This is a genomic window from Mesorhizobium jarvisii (genome assembly GCF_003601985.1).
GTDB classification, from domain to species: Bacteria; Pseudomonadota; Alphaproteobacteria; order Rhizobiales; family Rhizobiaceae; genus Mesorhizobium; species Mesorhizobium jarvisii.
The window spans coordinates 158,095-178,722 of sequence record NZ_QZXA01000006.1; the positions used below are offsets into that span (position 1 = coordinate 158,095).

A 20,628-nucleotide genomic window follows, 5' to 3' on the forward strand; every position below is an offset into this window, starting at 1 on the left:
TGTTGCCGCACAACGAACGCGGGCGGCAAAACGTTCCGGGTCAGCCAGCCGCGTCGCGGGCTCCCTCGGACAGGAAAGTAAAGACATAGTCCGAGAACGAACGCCAGCACTCGACCCGGAAGGCGTCGTTCGACGTGCGCAACAGCACGATCTCGGCCTTGCCGAGGATGGTGCGCGAAGCCGCGCCCGCCGGGAAGGCGTCGAGCGACAGGTCCTGCGGGCAGCCCGAATTGATCGCGGCTTCGGCCGCCGGACCGGTGACGGAGATCGCGATGTTACGGTGTGAAATGCCGACCGCCGAATGAAGCGCGGCGACCGTCGCACAATCGGCGAGTGGATCGTTTCCGCCCTCGTCGATGACGAGCCACTCGTCGGGGCCGAGCCACAGAGCGGTGCGCCCGCCCTTCGACGCGGAAGTCTTCGGCTTCTTCGGCAAGGTCAGGCCAAGCGCCTTCGACAGCGCCGCGACCGAAGCCTCCGGCGCGCGCAGCGAGATGCGCTCGGCTGGCGGCAGCACTTCAACCTTTACGCCGGTCGCCGTCGTAGTGCGTCCAGCCAATGCCGGACGGCGGTCGACTGAAGGCGATGCGGCCGCAGCCGTCTTCTTTGCAGCAGCCTTAGCCATTGAGGCGGCCTCCCGTCTCGTCAAAGAACACCATCCCGGTAACCTCCACTTCGATCACCCCGTTCGGCATTGGCACATAGAGGGTGTCGCCCATCCGGTCACGGCCGCCGGCAACCAGCGCCAGCGCGATCGAACGGCCGCAATTCTGCGACCAGTAGCTGGACGTCACGTGGCCGATCATCTTCATCGGGATTGCCTGCTTCGGATCCTCGACGATCTGCGCGCCTTCCTCCAGCACCACCTTCGGGTCCTTGGTCTTGAGACCGACCAATTGCTTGCGGCCCTTGGCGACCAGGTCCGGCCGTGCCATGCCGCGGATGCCGACGAAATCGGTCTTCTTCTTGCCGACCGCCCAGTCGAGACCGGCATCGTTCGGCGTCACCGTGCCGTCCGTGTCCTGGCCGACGATGATGTAGCCCTTTTCGGCGCGCAGCACGTGCATGGTTTCAGTGCCGTAGGCGGTGGCGCCATGCTTCTGGCCTTCGGCCCACAGTGCTTCCCAGACGGCCTGGCCGTAATCGGCCGGCACGTTGACCTCGAAGCCGCGCTCACCGGTGAACGACATGCGGAACAGCCTTGTCGGCACGCCGCAGATCTTGCCTTCGCGCACCGACATGTGCGGCAGCGCCTCATCCGACATGTCGATGCCTTCGACAAGCGGTGCGATGATGTCGCGCGATTTCGGCCCCTGCACCGCGATGACCGCCCACTGTTCGGTGATCGAGGTCAGCCAGACATTGAGATGCGGAAACTCCGTCTGGAGATAGTCTTCCATATGGTTCATGACACGCGGCGCGCCGCCGGTCGTCGTCGTTACATGGAAACGGTCCGGCGCCAGACGGCCGACGACGCCGTCATCATAGATGAAGCCGTCCTCACGCAGCATGATGCCATAGCGGCAACGGCCGGGCTCCAGCTTCTCCCACGGATTGGTGTAGAGCAGCTCCATGAACTTGGCCGCATCCGGCCCGACCACCTCGATCTTGCCGAGCGTCGAGGCATCGAACAGGCCGGCGGTCTTGCGCACCGCGACGCATTCGCGGTCGACCGCCGCGTGCATGTCTTCGCCGGCCCTGGGGAAATACCAGGCGCGCTTCCACTGGCCAACATCCTCGAACACGGCACCTTGGGCCTCCGCCCACGGATGGATCGCCGTCTTGCGCGTCGGGTCGAACAGCGGGCCGCGCGCATGGCTGACGATCGCCCCGAAGGTGACCGGCGTGTAGGGCGCGCGGAACGTGGTCAGGCCGACTTCCGGGATCGGCTTTCCGAGCGTCTCCGCCGCGATCGCCAGGCCGTGCATGTTGGAGGTCTTGCCCTGGTCGGTCGCCATGCCGTTGGTGGTGAAGCGCTTGACGTGCTCGATCGAGCGCATGCCTTCATGCACCGCCTGGCGGATGTCCTTGGCGGTAACGTCGTTCTGGAAATCGACGAAGGCCTTCACCGTCGTGTCCGGCCCGGCGCCAGGCGCCGCGCCCAGCATACCGCGCGACCAGCTTTCGGAGGCGTCGACCTTAGGCTTTGTGCCCTTGGCGGTCTTCGCGCCGGAATCCTTGGCTGCCATGGCGCCAGCCGCATAGGCTTCGTCCACCGTGGCCGACAAGCCGTCGGTGCCGTTGCAGGCGCCGACCGAAACGCAATCCTGTGCATAGGTGCCCGGCACGAAGCGCTTGGTTTCGTCGTTGAAGGCGACCTTGCCGCGTGACTGTGAGAACAGATGCACCGACGGTGTCCAGCCGGCCGACATCAGGATCGCATCGACGGAAATGGTGCGCTCGCCGCCGCCATTCTTCGGCTGCACGGTCATCGAGGACACGCGCAATTTGCCGCCGGCACGGATCACCGCGCGGCCGAAATTGATCTCGATGCCGAGCGCCCGCGCCTCGTCGATCACCGGTCCCGTCGGGTTGTCGCGCAGATCGACGATCGCCGCGATGTTGACGCCGGCCTTCTTCAGGTCGATCGCCGCCGCATAGGCTGAATCATTGGCGGTGTAGACGCCGACATTCCTGCCGACCGCCACGCCATAGTGGTTGAGGAAGGTACGCGCCGCGCCCGCCAGCATGATGCCCGGCCGGTCGTTGTTGGCGAACACCATGTGGCGCTCGATGGCGCCAGACGCCAGCACCACGCGCTTGGCGCGTACTTGCCAAAGCCGCTCGCGCGGCAACTCGTGGCCGGGAGCCTTCAAATGGTCGCTGACGCGCTCGACCAGCCCGACGAAATTCTGCGCGTAATAGCCGAAGGCCGTGGTGCGCGAGAGCACACGGACATTATCCATGGCTGTGAGCTTAGCGATCGCCGCTTGCGCCCAGACGAAACCGTCCTGGCCGTCGATTTTCGCCCCTGTCTCGAAACGCAGGCTGCCGCCGAATTCGGCCTGCTCGTCGGCGAGGATGACGCGCACGCCGGTTTCCGCTGCCGCTAAGGCCGCCGCGAGGCCGGCCGCACCACCGCCCAGCACCAGCACGTCGCAATGCGCGTAGCGCGACGAATAATGGTCGGGATCGGGCTTGTCGGGCGAGACGCCAAGGCCGGCCGCTTCGCGGATCTTCGGCTCGTAAAGGCTTTTCCAGGCCGCCTTCGGCCACATGAAGGTCTTGTAGTAGAAGCCGGCCGAAAACAGCGGTGATGCCAGGTCGTTGACCGCGCCGACGTCGAAGGACAGCGACGGCCAGCGGTTCTGCGAATTGGCGGCGAGCCCGTCATAGAGCTCCTGCACGGTGGCGCGCACATTCGGCGTCTTGCGCGCGTCGTCACGCACGATCTGCACCAGCGCATTGGGTTCTTCCGCGCCGGCCGACAGGAAGCCGCGCGGCCGGTGGTACTTGAACGAGCGGCCGACCAGATGCACGCCATTGGCAAGCAGTGCGGAGGCCAGCGTGTCGCCCTCGATGCCGGTATAGGACTGGCCGTCGAAGCTGAACCGCGCGGTCTTGGCCTGGCTGAGGCGACCGGCTCTCGGAATGCGGAACGCGCCGCTCATTTGGCAACTCCCGGGAGCTTGGCGGGTTTGGGTTCGCCGGCCTTGTAGGTCATGACGAACTTGTCGGTGACGGTGTCGCGCACAGCGTTGAAGAAGCGCGCACAGCCATGCATGTGCCGCCAGCGCTCATAGATGATGCCCTTGGGGTTCGAGCGGATGAAGAAGAACTTCTCGAAATCGTCGTCGCTCTCGCCCGCCATGTTGGCCGAGCGCGCAATATGCGCCTCGCCGGCGTTGCGGAATTCGAGTTCCGGGCGCTCTTCCTCGCAATAGGGGCAGCGGATGAGAAGCATTCTGTTTGTTCCTACAATTCGCCGTGGCCGACGCGGGCGCCGGGGGGTTGGTCGCAAAGCTTCTGGCCCATAGCCGCAAACGGCGCGACGAGCCGGATACGCTCCTCGACACTTGCGGCCGGACGAAACAGGTCGCGATACGCCATGTTGCCGATGGTGAGTTGCATCGGATCGGTCGTGACGATCACGCGGCGTGGGTCGAATGGATCGTCCTCGTCCAGATCGGAAGGTCTGTTCTCCACGAACATCACCACCTTCTGGCCGCCGCTCCACACGCAAGCCAATATGCCGTCGTCAACGGAAAACGGCCAGTTGGCCTCGTTTCCGGCGCGGCTGATCGGTTGCGTGCGGACTTCGTCCGCCGAGGGCAAATGGAACATGCCTTGTTCCCCCGCCAGCATCAGCGGCATGGCGACAGCCATCTCGGCCATCATCATCAGTGCGCCACCGCCGCCGCCGCCGCCTCGTCGATGAGGCGGCCGGTGCGGAAGCGCTCGATGGTGAAGGGCGCGTTGATCGGATGCGGATCGTCCCTGGCGATGGTGTGGGCAAAGACGTGGCCCGAACCAGGCGTCGCCTTGAAGCCGCCCGTGCCCCAGCCGCAATTGACGTAGAGTCCCGGCACCGGCGTCTTGGCCAGGATCGGTGAGCGGTCGGGCGTCACGTCGACGATGCCGCCCCAGGAGCGCAGCATCTTCATGCGCGTGAAGATCGGGAACATCTCGCAGATGGCGTCCAGCGTATGCTGCAATATGTGCAGGCCGCCGGTCTGCGAATAGGAGACATACTGGTCGGTGCCGGCGCCGATCACCAGCTCGCCCTTGTCGGACTGCGAGATATAGGCGTGCACCGTGTTCGACATCACCACGCAAGGCACGACCGGCTTGACCGGCTCCGACACCAGCGCCTGCAGCGGATAGCTTTCCAGCGGCATGCGCACGCCGGCCATGTTCATGATGACCGAGGAATGGCCGGCGGCAACCACGCCGACCTTCTTGGCACCGATGAAGCCGCGCGTCGTGTCGACGCCCATGACCGCGCCGTTGGCGGCGCGCTTGACGCCGGTGACCTCGCAATTCTGGATGATGTGGACGCCGCGCGCCGAAGCGCCGCGTGCATAGCCCCAGGCGACCGCGTCATGGCGCGCCGTGCCGCCGCGCCGCTGCAGCGCGGCACCGACGACCGGATAGCGCGCATCCCTGGAGATGTTGAGCGGCGGGCAGAATTCCTTCGCCTGCTCCGGCGACAGCCATTCATTGTCGATGCCGTTCAGCCGGTTGGCGTGGACATGGCGTTTCAGCACCTGGATGTCGTGCACATTGTGCGCCAGCATCATGACGCCGCGCGCCGAATACATGACGTTGTAGTTGAGCTCCTGGGAGAGCCCGTCCCACAGCTTCAGCGCATGGTCGTAAATGCCGGCGCTCTCGTCATAGAGGTAATTGGAGCGGATGATGGTGGTGTTGCGGCCGGTGTTGCCGCCACCCAGCCAGCCCTTTTCCAGCACCGCGACATTGGTGATGCCATGCACCGTGGCAAGATAGTAGGCGGTGGCCAACCCATGGCCGCCGGCGCCGACGATGATGACGTCGTATTCCTTCTTGGGCTCAGGCGAGGACCATTGTTCCTCCCAGCCCTTGTGGCCACGCATGGCCTCGCGGGCGATGGCGAATACCGAATATTTTTTCAACGTCCCAGCCTCGCGCCAACAGATCTCGCGGATTGCAGCCGGGCTTTTGTTCGGCCCGGCGCGCGAGGTGTATCACTAGCGAAACAGCGCTTCCACCCTTGCGCTGTTTGCGACGGCGCTTGCCGTTTTGCGCCACGACGAAAAAGACCCGTGCGGGCTGGCTGCCGTGGGTGCATTCAGCCACATTGTCCGTCGCGCGATTCTGGAGGACGAAAATGGGCAATGCCTGGTGGAATCTGACATTGCGCTTCCTGCTGGAGCTTGCCGCCCTGCTCGGCCTCGGCATTGCCGGCTGGCACCTTTCCCAGGGATGGTGGCGCTGGGTCCTCGCGTTCGCCTTGCCGCTCGTTGCGGCCGTGCTGTGGGGTACTTTCGCGGTGCTCAACGACCCAAGCCGGTCGGGTCGCGCACCGGTGCCGGTGCCAGGCACGGTGCGGCTGGCGCTCGAACTCGTCATCCTGTTCGGCGGTGCTGCCGGATTCTATGGCGCGGGTCGCACGACCACGGGCATCGTCGTCGCCCTGCTCATCGCCATCAGCTACGCATTTTCGCTCGACCGGCTGGGCTGGCTGCTGAAGCAATAGCTCAGGACGGCGCTCCTTGGCAGGTATCGGGTGGCTCCGACCTGCCCCATCTGCGACCAAGCATCCCGATTGCCGGCGAGACCGGCGCGAAAAACAGGATGCCCAAAATGCTCGCACTCGCCAACAAGATCGCCATCGTCACCGGCGCCAGTTCCGGCATCGGCCGCGCCACGGCAAAACTCTTCGCCGACGAAGGTGCAAAGCTTGTCGTCGCGGCCCGTCGTCAGGCCGAGCTCGATACGCTTGTCGCCGACATATCGGGCGCGGACGGCACGGCCATCGCGCTTGCCGGCGACGTCAGGGACGAAGCCTATGCGAAGGCGCTTGTCGATCTGGCAGTCGAAAGCTTCGGCGGCCTCGACATCGCCTTCAACAATGCCGGCGCCGTCGGCTTGATGGCGCCCCTGCCCGACATGATGCCGGCGGCATGGCACGAGACGATGGACATCAATCTGACCAGCGCCTTTCTCGGCGCGAAGTATCAGATACCGGCCATGCTGGAGCGCGGCGGCGGCTCGCTGATCTTCACCTCGAGCTTTGTCGGCTACACCGCAGGCATGCCGGGCATGGCCGCCTACGCCGCCGCCAAGGCCGGCCTGATCGGCCTGACACAGGTTCTGGCCGCCGAATACGGCCCGAAAGGCCTGCGCGTCAACGCATTGCTGCCGGGCGGCACCGACACACCGGGCGCGACGACAACGACGCCCGAAGCCCGCGCTTTCGTCGAAGGCATCCATGCGTTGAAACGCATGGCGCAGCCGGAAGAGATTGCCCGCTCGGCGCTTTACCTCGCCTCCGATGCTTCGAGCTTCACCACGGGAACCGCGCTGTTTGCCGACGGCGGGGTCTCGATCAACCGGACGTGAAGGTTTTTTTGCGGCGAACAGGCCGGTTCGCCGCTTTGACGCAGGCAGCCGGTCTTGCTTTTTCCGCGCGATTTGGCGATTCCGTTTCATGTCGAAACGGGTCCCGAAACCATGATGCTGATCCGAACCTATGTGGCCGCCAGCGCAATCGAGGGCGTCGGCATGTTCGCCGCCGAGCCGATCCGGAAGGGCGCCTCGATCTGGCGGCTTGATCCGGATTTCGACCGGCTGATCCCGATGGACAAATACGAGGCCGCACCCCAGCCTCTGAAGGAATTGCTCGACCGCTATGCCTATCCGAGCCCGGATCGGCCGGGCTTCATGGTCTATGAGGTCGACAATGGCCGCTTCATGAACCATTCGGCGACGCCGAACACAGATTTTTCGCAATATGGTGGCGCGACAGCGACACGCGACATCGCCGCCGGCGAAGAGATCACTTGTGACTACGGCGAATTCTTCGAGGATTTCGAGCGGCTGCACCTGGCCACGGCGTAGTTGGAGCCCTATCTCGGGGCGACCGTGGCAATTTGGCTGTCGTCCTGCATTTCGACTGTGGACAGCGCGGCCTGATTCTGCTATCAGCCGCCACAATTCGTGGTGTCGACCGCCGCGGAGGCTAGTGGCTATGGCTACTTGCCTGTTGATATCAAACCCGAAAGACAGGATTGCCCGTGCAGGTACTCGTCCGCGACAATAACGTTGATCAGGCGCTTCGCGCGCTCAAGAAGAAGATGCAGCGCGAAGGCATTTTCCGCGAAATGAAGATGCGCGGTCACTACGAGAAGCCGTCCGAGAAGCGCGCCCGCGAAAAGGCCGAGGCCGTGCGCCGCGCTCGCAAGCTGGCCCGCAAGCGCGCCCAGCGCGAAGGCCTGCTGCCGATGACGCCGCGTCCGGTGGCTGCCGGTGGTGCTGCTGGCGCAGCGCGTCCGCCGCGCTGATTATCGCCAATATTTCGTCCTTTTCGAAGGATACCAAGGTGGCGCGATGCGGAATCGCCGCCACCTTTTTATTTTGATTGTGACCCGGCCCGGAGGGGGGATCCGGACCTGAGCGACGCGGCTTGAAGTGAGGACAGGGCAGACATGAACGCAATGAGCGTGGAGCGCGGGACCGCATTGCGTGGTTTCGCCCTGACGGCAGCCCTGCTTTCCGGATTGGTGCTGGCCGGCTGCCAGACGTCGGGCCCGACCGGCGAGTTCAACAACATCGACAAGGCGCAGGGGTCGAGCGAGAACATCTCCTCGCTGTCGGCGGTCATCCAGCGCAATCCGCAGGATCCCGAAGGCTACAATGTGCGCGGCTCGGCCTATGGCCGCGGCGGCCAGTATCAGGCGGCGCTCAAGGACTTCAACCAGGCCATCCAGCTCAATCCGAATTTCTACCAGGCCTATTCCAACCGCGCGCTCATCCAGCGCTTCCTCGGCAATCAGGCGGCCGCGCTCGACGACTACAACAAGTCGATCCAGATCAACGGCAATTATGACGCCGCCTATATCGGCCGCGGCAATCTCTACCGCAAAGCGGGCCGCACCCAGGACGCCTTCAACGACTTCCAGAAGGCAATCCAGCTCGACACGACGGACGCCCGCGCCTACCACAATCGCGGCCTGATCTATCAAAGCCAGGGCCAGCACAAATTCGCCATCGAGGATTTCTCGACCGCCATCTCGCTGGCACCGGATGCGGCCGAGCCCTATAACGGCCGGGGCCTTTCCTATCTGGCGACGGGCGACGAGGACAACGCCTTCTCCGACTTCAACATGGCCATCAAGCTCGACGGCCAGAACGCCGAGGCCTGGGCCAACCAGGCGCTCATCTACGAGCGGCGCGGCGACAAGGCAAAGGCGGCGAAATCCTATAAGGAAGCCGTCCGCCTCAACCCCAGCTACCAGCCGGCCAAGGACGGCCTCGCCCGCGTCAGCTGATATCGGCTTTAGCAGATCCGGCTAAGCATTGTGGGGACGTCTGCGTGTCCGAAAGGACACGCAGGGCTGAAGATCGCCGCCGATCCGGCAACCGCGCGTTAACCCCCGCATTAAGCCGTCAATCCTTGCCTTGTTCGCGCCAAGTTTTCGGCGGAACGGTCTGGTCACTCAAGCCGTTATTCCAAGCGATTTGCGAAAGGACCCTCCCATGATCAAGAAACTCGTCTGCGCCGCTGCCCTTGCAACGACCGTGTTCGCTGCCGCTCCGGCCAGCGCCGGAAAGCTGCAGCTCGGCACGCTCGACTGCACCATCGACGGCGGCACCGCCTACATTGTCGCCTCCAACAAGGGCGTGTCCTGCGTCTTCCGTCCCTACCACCACGGCCCGTCGGAGATTTACACCGGCGTCATCTCCAAGATCGGTGTCGATCTGGGCCAGACGCATCAGGGCCAGCTTGTCTGGGCGGTTCTTGCCGCGACCCGTGACCGCGATGCGGGCGACCTTGCCGGCAGCTATTATGGCGTCAACGCCGAGGCGAGCGTCGTCACCGGCGGTGGCGCCAACCTGCTGGTCGGCGGCTTCGACGGCGCCTTCATGCTGGAGCCACTCAGCGTCCAGGCGCAGACCGGCGTCAACCTCGCCGTGGCCGTGACCTCGCTTCAGCTGATCCACTCGCTCAAGTGATCGAACGGAGCCACGCGCTCCTCTCTACCTTGCGGCGCGGAACCATATAGGATGGTTCCGCGCCGTTTTGATTTTGGGGGGACCGCCATGCCGAAGACAGCCATCGCCGCTGCCGTGATCGCACTCGTGCTCGGCGCGACACAGACGCAGGCGCAGGACCGAGGCATCGAACTCGGTACCCTTGAATGCGCCATAGGCGGCGGCACCGGCTTCATCTTCGGCTCGACCAAGGACCTGAGCTGCACCTTCACCCCGACCGACAAGAGCTTCGCGCCGGAGGCCTATTTCGGCGCCGTCAACAAATACGGCCTCGACATCGGCACGACAAAACAGGCGGTGATGGGCTGGCTGGTGCTGACGCCGCTGAAGAACATCTACGCGCCGGGTGCGCTGGCGGGCGACTATATCGGCGCCAGCGCCGAGGTGACGGCGGCCGTCGGCGCAGGCGCCAATCTCCTGGTCGGCGGCTCCTCGCAGGCCTTCACCCTCCAGCCGCTCAGCCTGCAGACGCAGACCGGCATCAATCTCGCCATCGGCGTCAGCCAGTTCCAGCTGCGCAGCACCGAGAATTGATCGCAAGACGAAGGTGCTCGCTCACCAAGGGATCCATGCCGGGGACTGCGCGCCGCCACAGTCCAGAATTCTGCACCGTGCACTCCACGACCAAGGTCACGGAATGGATCCCAGGCTCTCCGCGACGGAGCTTCGCTCCTGCTTCGCCCAGGGATGACGAAGTTGAGAGGCTTCGGCCAATCTCTACCGTTGCGATGGTCCACCGAAACGAACCGCTTGAGCTCAACCGCGGTTGAGGTCCTACAAGCCTGCCCAGACGGGGACAGCGCGTCTATGAGGCGCGCAGTCCTGATGCGTATGGTCCTGCCGGAAAGCCTTGCTGGCTTCTGGTGCCGTGCGCTGGCATCGAGATATGCAAAAGGGTAGACATGACTGAAATCAGCACAAACAGGGTCGACTGGCGCGCATTGTGGGCGAGCGGCGACCTGGCGCGCTTCTGCTTCATCAGCCTCGGCATCCTGCTGCACGCCACCAACGAGACGATGGTGGCAACCGTCATGCCGGCCATGGTCGGCGAACTGGCCGGGGTGCAACTCGTCGGCTGGTCATTGGCGATCTACGAGCTCGGCGCCATCGTCGCCGGTGCCGCCGCCGGGCGGCTGGTGAGCTATGTGGCGCTGCGCACCAATATGGTGGTCGCGGCCCTGCTTTACGCCGCAGGAGCGCTGATCTGCGCCACCTCGCCTTCCATGCAGTTGTTCCTCGCCGGCCGGCTGATCGAGGGGCTGGGCGGCGGCGCGCTGGTATCGCTGGCCTTCGTTTCGGTCGAGCGGCTGTTTTCGCGGGCCATCTGGCCGCAGCTCTTCGGCATCATGTCGGCGATCTGGGGCGTCGCGGCGTTCAGCGGCCCTTTGCTGGGCGCGATCATGACCGAATTCCTGTCGTGGCGCTGGGCCTTCGGTGTCTTCACCCTCGGCGGCACCGCCATGGCGCTGGCAAGCTTCCTGGTGCTGAACACGCCGGAGGCGAAGAAACCCAGCACGAGCGCCGGCAAGGCCCCGCCTTTCCCCTTCGCCGCCCTTGCCTGCCTTGCCGTCGCCGTGGTGCTGATCGCCTCGGCCGGCGTCGACATCGCCCTGCTGCGCTCTTCGCTGCTGATCGTTCTGGGCCTCGCCGGGCTCGCGCTGTTCTTCACCATCGACGCGCTGAAGCCGCGCTCGCGGCTGTTCCCGGCGCGGCTGTTTTCGTGGCGCACGCCGGTCGGTGCCGGGATGACAATGGTCGCCGCCTTTTCCGTCGCGACCTGCTCTTTCGGCGTCTATGGGCCGCTGCTTTTGACCAGCCTGCACGACATTCCGCTTTTGACCACCGGCTACATCATCGCCGCCGAATCGATCGCCTGGTCGATCCTGTCGATCCTCGTCGCCAACGCGCCGCCGCAGCGTGAGCGGCTGATCATTGTCACCGGCGCGCTGATGATCGCGGCGGGCATCGCCGGCTTTGCCTATACAATCCCCCTGGGCTCCATCCCGCTGATCCTTATTTGCGCCTTGTTGCAGGGCGGCGGCTTCGGCATTGCCTGGCCCTTCCTGACCCGCGTCATCGTCGCCTCCGCCCCGGTTGACGAGCAGACCATTGCCTCCGCCGCAGTGCCGACCATGCAGCGCATCGGCTACGCCGTGGGGGCGGCCCTTGCCGGCATCGTCGCCAATGCCAGCGGCTTTTCGCAAGGCTTGAGCCACGACGCCGCGGCCAATGTCGCGAGCTGGCTGTTCCTTGCCTTCGTGCCGCTTGGCATCCTCGGCTGTCTCGCCGCCTTGCGCACGTCGGCGGCCACAAACCGGCCGCTGGAAGCCATCGGCTGACACAGGTTCAATTCGAGCTGTCTCAATCGACACGCAGCCGATAGCCGACACCGGTCTCGGTGGTGATGTAGCGCGGCTGATCGGGGATCTTCTCGATCTTCTGCCGGAGCTGCCGGACATAGACCCGGAGATACTGCACGTCGGTCGAATCATCCCAGATCTGCTTCAGGATGAAATGGTGGGTCAGCACCTTGCCGGCATGCTGCACCAGGATGCGCAATATGTCGTATTCCTTCGGCGAGAGTTTGATCTCCTTGCCCTCGACCTTGACGATGCGCTTGACCAGATCGACGCTGAGGTCGCCGCTCTGGAACACAGGCTTCTCGCCCTGTTGCTGAAATTTGTGCCGCAACGCCACGCGGATGCGCGCCACCAGTTCGTTCATGCCGAACGGCTTGGTGACATAATCGTCGGCGCCGAGTTCGAGCGCATTGACGATGCCGGCCTCGTCGGTGCGGCTGGAGAGGATGACGACGGGAATGTCGAGACCCTCGTCACGCCATTTGCGCAGGAGCTCATGGCCGCCCATGCCAGGCAGGCCGAGGTCGAGCAGCACCAGATCCGGCTTTTCCTGTTCCATCAGCTCGATCGCCACCTTGGCGTTCGGCGCCTCGCTGATGGCATAGCCCTGGCTGCCGAGGCCGACCCGAAGCAGCTTGCGGATCGGCGGCTCGTCATCGACGACCAGTATCCTGACATTCGAATTTGTCATGAAGGCCGATCCATGCTGGTCTCGCCGCGATTGCCGACATCGGACGCTTCGGTCGGCACCGGCATCCTGATGGTGAACGCGGCCCCTGGGCGGTCGGTCCGGTTGGCGGCCGAGATGGTGCCGCCCATCGATTCGACAAAGCCGCGGCAGATCGACAGGCCAAGGCCCGTGCCGGCGCGCACCTGATCGCCCTTGCGCACCCGGTAAAACGTGTCGAACACACGTTCCAAATCATGCGCCGGAATGCCCGGCCCCTCATCCATGATCTGCACGATGACGGATCCATTGTCGGCCCATCCCTGCACGCGGATCGTCGAGCCGGACGGCGAATATTTCGACGCATTGTCGAGAAGGTTGAACAGAACCTGCTCGAACAGCACGGGATCGAGCTTCAGCATCGGCAATTCGGGCGGAATATCGACCTCGATCTTGTGTTCGCTGGTGATCTTGCGGGCGCGGTTGAGCGCCGTGCCGACAATATCGCCGACATAGTGCAAGGCATAGTTCGGCTCCATCGCCCCGGACTCGATCTTGGTCATGTCGAGCAGATTGGCGATGAAGCGGTTCAGCCGTTCCGATTCGTCGATCACCGTCGACAGCAGCTCTGCACGGTCCTGCTCGGGCAGATCCGGCGCGAATTCCTTGAGCGTGCCGGCCGCTCCCATGATCGCCGAGAGCGGCGTTTTCAGATCATGCGAAATCGAGGTCAGCAGGGCAGAGCGCAGCCGGTCGGCTTCGGCCGCGAGCTTGGCGCGGTCGACATCGGCGACCAATTGGATGCGTTCGATCGCCACCGCCGCCTGGTCGGCCAGCGCGTCGAGCAGGCGCTGCTGCTCGGGCGTCAGCAGCGGGCCCTGCTTGTCATTGTCGAGGCCGACGACACCAATCGCGGTGCGCCCGGTCCGCAAAGGCAGATAAAGACGCTTGGCGCCAGGCAGCGTGTCGGCGCCGCGCCCGGCGGCGCGGTTGTGTTCCCAGGCCCAGCGGGCTGCAGCGATGTCGGCCTCGGCCAGCGTGTCGTCCGGCGGATAGCCTGCCTTGACGGTGATGGTGCCGTCTTCGGGCAGCAGCAGCACGACGCGCAGCTTCAGCATCGAGGCGATCTGGAAGGCGGTGGCCCACAGCACGTCGTCGAGTGTGCCGGCGCCGGCGAGCTTCTTGGAGAAGAGGTAGATATCCTCGGTGGCCCGTGCCCGCGAGCGGGCGGCGACGGCCTGGCGCTGCATGCGCGCGGCGAGATTGCTGGCGATCACCGCCACGGCAAGGAAGACGGCGAGCGCCACGATGCTCTCGGGATCCCGGATCGTCAGCGTGTAGCGCGGCTCGAGGAAGAAATAGTTGAAGGCAAGGGCGCTGAGGAAGCATGCATAGAGCGCCGGCCAAAGACCGCCGGCCACCGCCGATGTCAGCACCGCCAGGAGGAAGACGATCGCCAGATTGCGGACGTCGAGAAACTGGTCGAGGACGGCGCTGACGGCCAATGAACCCGCGACATAGGTGGTGGCGAGCAGGTAGGGCCAGATCTGGAATTGCTTCTGCTCGGCCGCCGCCTTGACCCTTCTGGAGGTCGCCTCGGCATCCCGCTCGGTCCCCGAAATGACGTGGACGCTGATATCGCCGGCATTGCGGATCAAATCATAGGTGAGCGAGCCCTCGATCAGTTCGCGCCAGCGCGACCGGGTCGGCCGGCCGACCACGATATGGGTGAAATTGTTCGCCGTTGCATGGCGCACGATGTCCTGCGCGACATTCTGGCCGGGAATGGTCGTCACCTCGGCGCCGAGCTGCTCGGCAAGGCGCATCAGCGTGGCGAGCCGGTCCTTGTCTTCCTCGGACATGCCGGCCGAGCGCGGCGTATCGACATGCAGCGCCGTCCATGGCGCGCGAAGCCGGTCGGCCAGCCTGCGCGCGTAGCGGATGCGGGCCGCACCGCCCGGACGCGCGTCGACGCAGACGAGCACTCTCTCTCCGGCCGCCCACGGGCCCTGGATGGCATGCGACTGCATGTGATTGAGCAATTGCTCGTCGACCCGCTGGGCGGTGCGGCGCAGCGCCAGTTCGCGCAGCGCCGTCAGATTGCCCGACGAGAAATAGTTCTCGATGGCGCGCTGCGCCGTGTTGGGGAAATAGACCTTTCCCTCTTCCAGCCGCTTGATCAGGTCGTCGGGCGTCAGGTCGATGATCTCGACATCGTCGGCCTGGTCGATGATGGAATCGGGAACCGTCTCGCGCACCCTGACCCGCGTGATCTGCGCGACGACGTCGTTCAGGCTTTCGACATGCTGGATGTTGAGCGTCGTGTAGACGTCGATGCCGCGCGCCAGGATCTCCTGGACGTCGAGATAGCGCTTGGGATGGCGGCTGCCCGGCGCGTTGGTGTGGGCAAGTTCGTCGACGAGAACCAATGCGGGGCGCCGGGCGAGGATGGCGTCGATGTCCATCTCGTCGAGGGCGCGTCCTTTGTAGTCGACCTTGCGGCGGGGGATGACTTCGTAGCCCTCGACCAGCGCCTGGGTTTCCCGGCGGCCATGCGTCTCGACAACGCCGATCACCACATCGATGCCGTCGGCCAGCCTGGCTCGGCCCGACATCAGCATTTCGTACGTCTTTCCGACACCGGGGGCAGCGCCGAGGAATATCCGCAGGCGGCCGCGTCCCTCCCGCTCGGCATGCTCGAGCAGCGCGTCGGGGGAAGGTCGGTTTTCGTTGCTTCTGTCGTCCGGCATCAGGATCGATCATGGAGAGGTCCGGGGATGCTGTCGATCCCCGGACCTCGCCATCACCTATTTAGCGGCGTCCAGCGCCAGGTTGAGCGCCAGCACGTTGACAACAGGCTCTCCCATGAAGCCGAGTTCCCTGCTCTCGACCTGACCGTCGACAAGCGCCTTGACCTTGGCTTCGTCGATGCCCCTTGCCCTGGCGACGCGCGGAACCTGGAAATAGGCGGCTTCCGGGCTGATCTGCGGATCAAGGCCGCTGCCCGACGTCGTCACCAGGTCCATCGGCACAGGCTGGTTCGGATTCTCCGCCTTCAGCTTCTCGGCGTCGCCTTTGATGCGGTCGATCAGCTTGGGGTTGGTCGGGCCGAGATTGCTGCCGCCGGAGGCCGTGGCGTCGTAACCATTGCCCGCCGCCGAAGGCCGGCCGTGGAAATACTTGTCGCTGGCGAAGGCCTGGCCGATCAACTCGGAGCCGATGACCTTGCCGTCCTTCTCGATCAGGCTGCCATTGGCCTGACGCGGGAACAGCGCCTGCGCTATGCCGGTCATGCCCAGCGGATAGACCAGGCCGGTCAGCACGGTGAAGAAGACGATCATGACGATCGCGGGTCTGATTTGCTTGAGCATCGGAATGATCCTTATGCAAGGCCAAGGGCCGTGACGGCCATGTCGATTATCTTGATGCCGACGAACGGCACGATGATGCCGCCCAGGCCGTAGACGAGAAGGTTGCGGCTGAGCAGCGCACCGGCGCCGATCGCCCGGTATTTGACGCCGCGCAGCGACAGCGGGATCAGCGCGATGATGATGAGCGCGTTGAAGATGATGGCCGACAGGATGGCGCTCTGCGGCGTCGCCAGATGCATGATGTTGAGCGCCTGCAGCGGACCGGTGGTCTGGCCCGGCGCGACGTAGAAGACGGCGAACATGGCCGGGATGATGGCGAAATACTTGGCCACGTCGTTGGCGATCGAGAAGGTGGTCAGCGAGCCGCGCGTCATCAGCAGCGCCTTGCCGATCTCGACGATCTCGATGAGCTTGGTTGGGTCGCTGTCGAGATCGACCATGTTGCCGGCTTCGCGCGCGGCGACCGTGCCGGTGTTCATGGCGACGCCGACATCGGCCTGCGCGAGCGCCGGCGCATCGTTGGTGCCGTCGCCGCACATGGCGACCAGCTTGCCCTTGGCCTGCTCGTCGCGGATCAGCTTGAGCTTGTCCTCGGGCGTGGCCTGGGCCAGGAAATCGTCGACGCCGGCTTCCGCCGCGATGGCCGCCGCCGTCATCGGATTGTCGCCGGTGATCATCACCGTCCGGATGCCCATCTTGCGCAGCTCGGCAAAACGCTCGCGGATGCCGCCCTTGACGATGTCCTTGAGGTGGACGATGCCGAGCAGCCGCCCGTCGCGCTCCACCGCCAGCGGCGTGCCGCCGGACTTGGCGACCTCGTCGGCGATCGCCTGCAGATCCCGAACCGAGTCGCTGTTCGGCCGTGTCGCGTGGCTGGCCACGGTCGTCTGGTTGACATGGGCGAGCACGGAATCGACCGCGCCCTTGCGCACCGAGGAACCGTCAATGTCGACGCCGCTCATGCGGGTCTGCGCGGTGAAGGGTACGAAGGTGGCGTGCAATGTCGCCATGTCGCGGGCACGGATGCCGTATTTCTCCTTTGCCAGCACGACGATCGAACGGCCCTCCGGCGTTTCGTCGGCGAGCGAAGCAAGCTGCGCCGCGTCGGCCAGTTCCTGTTCGGTGACGCCCTTGACCGGGCGGAACTCGGTCGCCTGGCGGTTGCCGAGCGTGATCGTGCCGGTCTTGTCGAGCAGCAGCGTGTCGACGTCACCGGCGGCCTCGACGGCACGGCCCGACATGGCCAGCACATTGAAGCGCACCAGGCGGTCCATGCCGGCGATGCCGATGGCCGACAGCAGCGCGCCGATGGTGGTCGGGATCAGGGTGACGAACAGGGCGACGAGCACGGTCACCGAGATGTAGCCGCCGGAATAGGACGCAAAGCTCGGGATGGTGGCCGTGGCCAGCACGAAGATCAGCGTCATGCCGACCAGCAGGATGTTGAGCGCGATCTCGTTCGGCGTCTTCTGGCGCTCGGCGCCTTCGACCAGGGAGATCATGCGGTCGAGGAAAGTGTGGCCGGCGGCGGCGGTGATGCGCACGCGGATCCAGTCGGACAGCACCTGCGTGCCGCCGGTCACCGCCGAGCGGTCGCCGCCGGATTCGCGGATCACCGGCGCGGATTCGCCTGTTATGGCCGCCTCGTTGACCGAGGCCACACCCTCCACCACCTCGCCGTCGGACGGGATGATGTCGCCGGCTTCGACCAGGACGATGTCGCCGACCTTCAGGCTGGTGCCGGGCACCAGCTTGAACTTGCTCCTGTCCTCGCCGGCCAGGAGCTTGGCCTGGGTCTCGGTGCGCGCCTTGCGCAGCGAATCCGCCTGCGCCTTGCCGCGCCCCTCGGCGACGGCCTCGGCGAAATTGGCGAACAGCACCGTGAACCACAGCCAGATGATGATCTGCAATGTGAAGCGCAGGTCGCCGCCGCCGGTGATGAGGTCCCTGACGAACAGCACCGTCGTCAGCGCCGAGACGATGGCGACAACGAACATCACCGGGTTGCGGGCCAGCGTGCGCGGGTCGAATTTGCGGAAGGCACCGCCAATGGCGGGCCACAGGATGCGGGCATCCATGATCGCGGTTGATTTTAACTGGCTCATTTTGAAGCTCCGGCTTCAGTGTTGTTGGGCGGCACCGGGTGATTGGATGCCGAAAAGGGTGGGCCATAGACCAGCAGCCAGATCACGATCATGACGGCCGCAATGCCCAGGAACGTAGACACGGTCGGGAAGGGAGGAGGCTTTGCCTCCCCCTCGCTGCCGGCCGGCGGCCGGGTCTTGCGACGCTTGCTGCTGAACAAGGGCATGGTCGCCTCAGAAGGTTTGCCCATGGATCATCGCGAGGTGCTCGATGATCGGCCCGACGGCGAGCGCCGGGAAGAAGGTGAGACCGCCGACGATGACGATGACGCCGATCAGCAGCCCGACGAACAGCGGCCCATCGGTCGGGAAGGTGCCGGCCGAAGCCGGAACGGTCTTCTTCGCCGCCAGCGAGCCAGCGATGGCGAGCGCCGGGATGATGACCAGGAAGCGGCCCATCAACATGCCGATGCCGATGGTGATGTTGTACCAGGGCGTGTTGCCGCTGAGGCCGCCAAAGGCTGAACCGTTGTTCGCCGCCGCCGAAGTGTAGGCATAGAGCACCTCGGAGAAGCCGTGCGGACCGCCATTGGCCATCGAGGTCACGGCGCTCGGCAGGACAACGGCGATCGCCGTGAAGATCAGCATGGCGAGCGGCAGGCACAGGATGGCCAGCATCGCCATCTTGACCTCCTTGGCCTCGATCTTCTTGCCGAGATATTCGGGCGTGCGGCCAACCATCAGGCCGGCGACGAAGACGGCAACGACGATGAACATCAGGATGCCGTAGAAGCCGGCGCCGACGCCGCCGACGATGACCTCGCCAAGCTGCATGTTGATGAGCGGGATCATGCCGCCGAGCGCGGTGAAACTGTCATGCATGGCGTTGACGGCACCACAGGAAGCGGCCGTCGTGATGACCGCGAACAGCGCCGACAGGGCGATGCCGAAGCGAGTTTCCTTGCCTTCCATATTGCCGCCGTCGATGCCCAGCGCATGGACCAGCGGATTGCCCACGGCCTCCGCCCAGTAGCAGACGGCGACGCCGGCGATGAACAGCACGCCCATCGACGCCAGGATCGCCCAGCCCTGGCGCTGGTTTCCGACCATGCGGCCGAAGACGTTGGTCAGCGCAGCACCCAGCGCGAAGATCGTTACCATCTGGATCAGGTTCGAGATGGCGTCGGGATCTTCGAACGGATGCGCGGCATTGGCATTGAAGAAGCCGCCGCCATTGGTGCCAAGCATCTTGATGGCGACCTGCGAGGCGACCGGGCCAAGCGCGATGGTCTGCTTGGCGCCTTCCAGCGTGGTGGCGTCGACGTAAGGCCCAAGCGTCTGCGGTATGCCGAGCCAGACATAGACCAGGGTGAGCACGATGCAGAGCGGCAGGAGCACGTAGAGCGTGCAGCGGGTCATATCGACCCAGAAATTGCCGATCGATTTGCCCGAGGCGCGGGCAAAGCCGCGGATCAGTGCGATGGCGATGGCAATGCCGGTGGCCGCCGAAACGAAATTCTGGACCGTCAGCCCGGCCATCTGCAGGAGATAGGACATCGTGCTTTCGCCGCCGTAGTTCTGCCAGTTGGTGTTCGTCACGAAACTGGCGGCGGTGTTGAAGGCGAGCGCCGGGTCGACAGCGCCCATGCCGGCGGGATTGTAGGGCAGACTGCCCTGCAGGCGCTGCAGGCCATAAAGCACCAGGAACCCGGCAAGGTTGAAGAGCAGCAAAGCCACCGCATAGGCGGTCCAGTGCTGTTCCTCGCGTTCGCTGGTGCCGCAAATGCGGTAGAGCCCGCGCTCGAGCGGGCCGAAGATCGGTGAAAGCAGCGTGCGATCGCCGTTGAAGACGCGGTGCATGTAGAAGCCAAGCGGCTTCGTCAGCAAAACGATGATCCCGCAGAAGACAAGGATCTGTATCCAACCGTTCAGTGTCATGGCTGTGGCTTTCCGTGCCTTCAGAAGCGTTCTGGACGAACGAGGGCGTATGTGAGGTAGGCGAGCAGGAACAAGGTCACGCCGCCGCCGAGGATGTAATCGAAAAGCATGGCTCGATCCTTCAGCTCAAATTCTGTCGCAGGCTTTGACGTAGGCCAAGGATAGGGCAAAAAACAAAACCCCTATCCCGAGAACAATGATGTCCATTGTGCTTGTTCCTTGCTTTGATTTCTCTAATCGGCATCTGCCGGAGCAGACCTGCAATTACGTGAAAACGGCGCGCCGCATTCCGATTGGCGGCGTCCGACGTTTTTCTCATGCGGAATATGGACCCGATCGCCATAAAGGTTCGAGACGGCGCGGGGCGGAAAGAAATAGGAATTTTATAAAGGTTTTTGCCGGCCCGTCGGGGTCGGGGGAGATGGCGTCCCGATGAGGATTTGTCGGGTTGGACCGCTCGACCGCGCTATGCGGCGTGGATGGAACGAATCATCCTGCGGGAGATTGTCGGC

Annotated in this window: 20 protein-coding genes; 8 read left to right on the forward strand and 12 right to left on the reverse strand. The window is 64.6% G+C overall.

The genetic code is table 11. The features are described 5' to 3' along the window. Positions 1-40: 40 nt before the first annotated feature. Genes D3242_RS16725 through D3242_RS16745 form a run of 5 tightly spaced genes read right to left on the reverse strand, consistent with a single transcriptional unit; the run spans position 41 to position 5,594 of the window. Positions 41-625 (reverse strand): sarcosine oxidase subunit gamma, encoded by a 585-nt coding sequence (locus D3242_RS16725; protein ID WP_019861125.1) that lies wholly within the window; start codon positions 623-625, stop codon positions 41-43. Beyond that, entirely contained in the window at positions 618-3,611 is a 2,994-nt protein-coding gene (locus D3242_RS16730; RefSeq protein ID WP_064980847.1) for a sarcosine oxidase subunit alpha, read from the reverse strand. The genes D3242_RS16725 and D3242_RS16730 overlap by 8 nt, the downstream gene beginning before the upstream one ends. Beyond that, the gene (locus D3242_RS16735; protein ID WP_019861127.1) at positions 3,608-3,904 is read right to left on the reverse strand and encodes a sarcosine oxidase subunit delta; all 297 of its coding nucleotides are present in this window, start codon (positions 3,902-3,904) and stop codon (positions 3,608-3,610) included. Before D3242_RS16735 ends, D3242_RS16730 begins: the two co-directional genes overlap by 4 nt. An 11-nt stretch (positions 3,905-3,915) precedes the next feature. Next, complete coding sequence (locus D3242_RS16740) at positions 3,916-4,338, reverse strand: hypothetical protein (RefSeq protein WP_064981676.1); 423 nt, start codon at positions 4,336-4,338, stop codon at positions 3,916-3,918. A gap of 2 nt (positions 4,339-4,340) precedes the next feature. Beyond that, positions 4,341-5,594 (reverse strand): sarcosine oxidase subunit beta, encoded by a 1,254-nt coding sequence (locus D3242_RS16745; RefSeq protein ID WP_032931625.1) that lies wholly within the window; start codon positions 5,592-5,594, stop codon positions 4,341-4,343. Positions 5,595-5,809: 215 nt separating this feature from the next. Here D3242_RS16745 and D3242_RS16750 point away from each other — a divergent pair, with 215 nt between their 5' ends. The 8 genes from D3242_RS16750 to D3242_RS16785 all read left to right on the forward strand — a co-directional run bounded on the left by D3242_RS16750 (position 5,810) and on the right by D3242_RS16785 (position 12,035). Beyond that, positions 5,810-6,178, forward strand: coding sequence for a YrdB family protein (locus D3242_RS16750; protein ID WP_064980848.1), 369 nt, complete (start codon positions 5,810-5,812; stop codon positions 6,176-6,178). A gap of 107 nt (positions 6,179-6,285) precedes the next feature. Further along, positions 6,286-7,044 (forward strand): SDR family oxidoreductase, encoded by a 759-nt coding sequence (locus D3242_RS16755; protein WP_027047388.1) that lies wholly within the window; start codon positions 6,286-6,288, stop codon positions 7,042-7,044. Between the two features lie 111 nt (positions 7,045-7,155). Continuing rightward, the gene (locus D3242_RS16760; protein ID WP_064981678.1) at positions 7,156-7,542 is read left to right on the forward strand and encodes an SET domain-containing protein; all 387 of its coding nucleotides are present in this window, start codon (positions 7,156-7,158) and stop codon (positions 7,540-7,542) included. Positions 7,543-7,718: 176 nt separating this feature from the next. After that, positions 7,719-7,985 carry a 30S ribosomal protein S21 gene (gene rpsU / locus D3242_RS16765; protein ID WP_010911429.1) on the forward strand — a complete coding sequence of 89 codons (267 nt, stop codon included), beginning with the start codon at positions 7,719-7,721 and terminating at the stop codon, positions 7,983-7,985. A 144-nt stretch (positions 7,986-8,129) separates the two neighbouring features. Further along, the gene (locus tag D3242_RS16770) at positions 8,130-8,972 is read left to right on the forward strand and encodes a tetratricopeptide repeat protein (RefSeq protein ID WP_019861133.1); all 843 of its coding nucleotides are present in this window, start codon (positions 8,130-8,132) and stop codon (positions 8,970-8,972) included. Between the two features lie 208 nt (positions 8,973-9,180). After that, entirely contained in the window at positions 9,181-9,657 is a 477-nt protein-coding gene (locus D3242_RS16775) for a DUF992 domain-containing protein (protein WP_019861134.1), read from the forward strand. 87 nt (positions 9,658-9,744) lie between these two features. Beyond that, entirely contained in the window at positions 9,745-10,230 is a 486-nt protein-coding gene (locus tag D3242_RS16780; RefSeq protein ID WP_032920750.1) for a DUF992 domain-containing protein, read from the forward strand. A gap of 368 nt (positions 10,231-10,598) precedes the next feature. Further along, positions 10,599-12,035 (forward strand): MFS transporter, encoded by a 1,437-nt coding sequence (locus D3242_RS16785; protein ID WP_064980850.1) that lies wholly within the window; start codon positions 10,599-10,601, stop codon positions 12,033-12,035. 22 nt (positions 12,036-12,057) lie between these two features. On the opposite strand, the gene D3242_RS16790 is transcribed toward D3242_RS16785, so the two are convergent. The 7 genes from D3242_RS16790 to kdpF are packed head-to-tail and all read right to left on the reverse strand — an operon-like array spanning position 12,058 to position 20,226. Beyond that, the gene (locus D3242_RS16790) at positions 12,058-12,747 is read right to left on the reverse strand and encodes a response regulator transcription factor (RefSeq protein WP_038649532.1); all 690 of its coding nucleotides are present in this window, start codon (positions 12,745-12,747) and stop codon (positions 12,058-12,060) included. Then, positions 12,744-15,473 (reverse strand): sensor histidine kinase, encoded by a 2,730-nt coding sequence (locus D3242_RS16795; RefSeq protein ID WP_038649535.1) that lies wholly within the window; start codon positions 15,471-15,473, stop codon positions 12,744-12,746. Before D3242_RS16795 ends, D3242_RS16790 begins: the two co-directional genes overlap by 4 nt. Positions 15,474-15,530: 57 nt before the next feature. Then, a complete protein-coding gene (gene kdpC, locus D3242_RS16800; protein WP_019861140.1) occupies positions 15,531-16,094 on the reverse strand; it encodes a potassium-transporting ATPase subunit KdpC in 564 nt (187 codons plus the stop codon). 11 nt (positions 16,095-16,105) lie between these two features. Next, positions 16,106-18,199, reverse strand: coding sequence for a potassium-transporting ATPase subunit KdpB (gene kdpB / locus D3242_RS16805; protein WP_064980851.1), 2,094 nt, complete (start codon positions 18,197-18,199; stop codon positions 16,106-16,108). Continuing rightward, positions 18,196-18,405 (reverse strand): hypothetical protein, encoded by a 210-nt coding sequence (locus D3242_RS16810; RefSeq protein WP_064980853.1) that lies wholly within the window; start codon positions 18,403-18,405, stop codon positions 18,196-18,198. Before D3242_RS16810 ends, kdpB begins: the two co-directional genes overlap by 4 nt. 7 nt (positions 18,406-18,412) lie before the next feature. Next, positions 18,413-20,116 carry a potassium-transporting ATPase subunit KdpA gene (gene kdpA / locus D3242_RS16815; RefSeq protein WP_064980854.1) on the reverse strand — a complete coding sequence of 568 codons (1,704 nt, stop codon included), beginning with the start codon at positions 20,114-20,116 and terminating at the stop codon, positions 18,413-18,415. 20 nt (positions 20,117-20,136) lie between these two features. Further along, entirely contained in the window at positions 20,137-20,226 is a 90-nt protein-coding gene (gene kdpF / locus D3242_RS16820) for a K(+)-transporting ATPase subunit F (RefSeq protein WP_019861144.1), read from the reverse strand. Between the last annotated feature and the right edge of the window lie 402 nt (positions 20,227-20,628).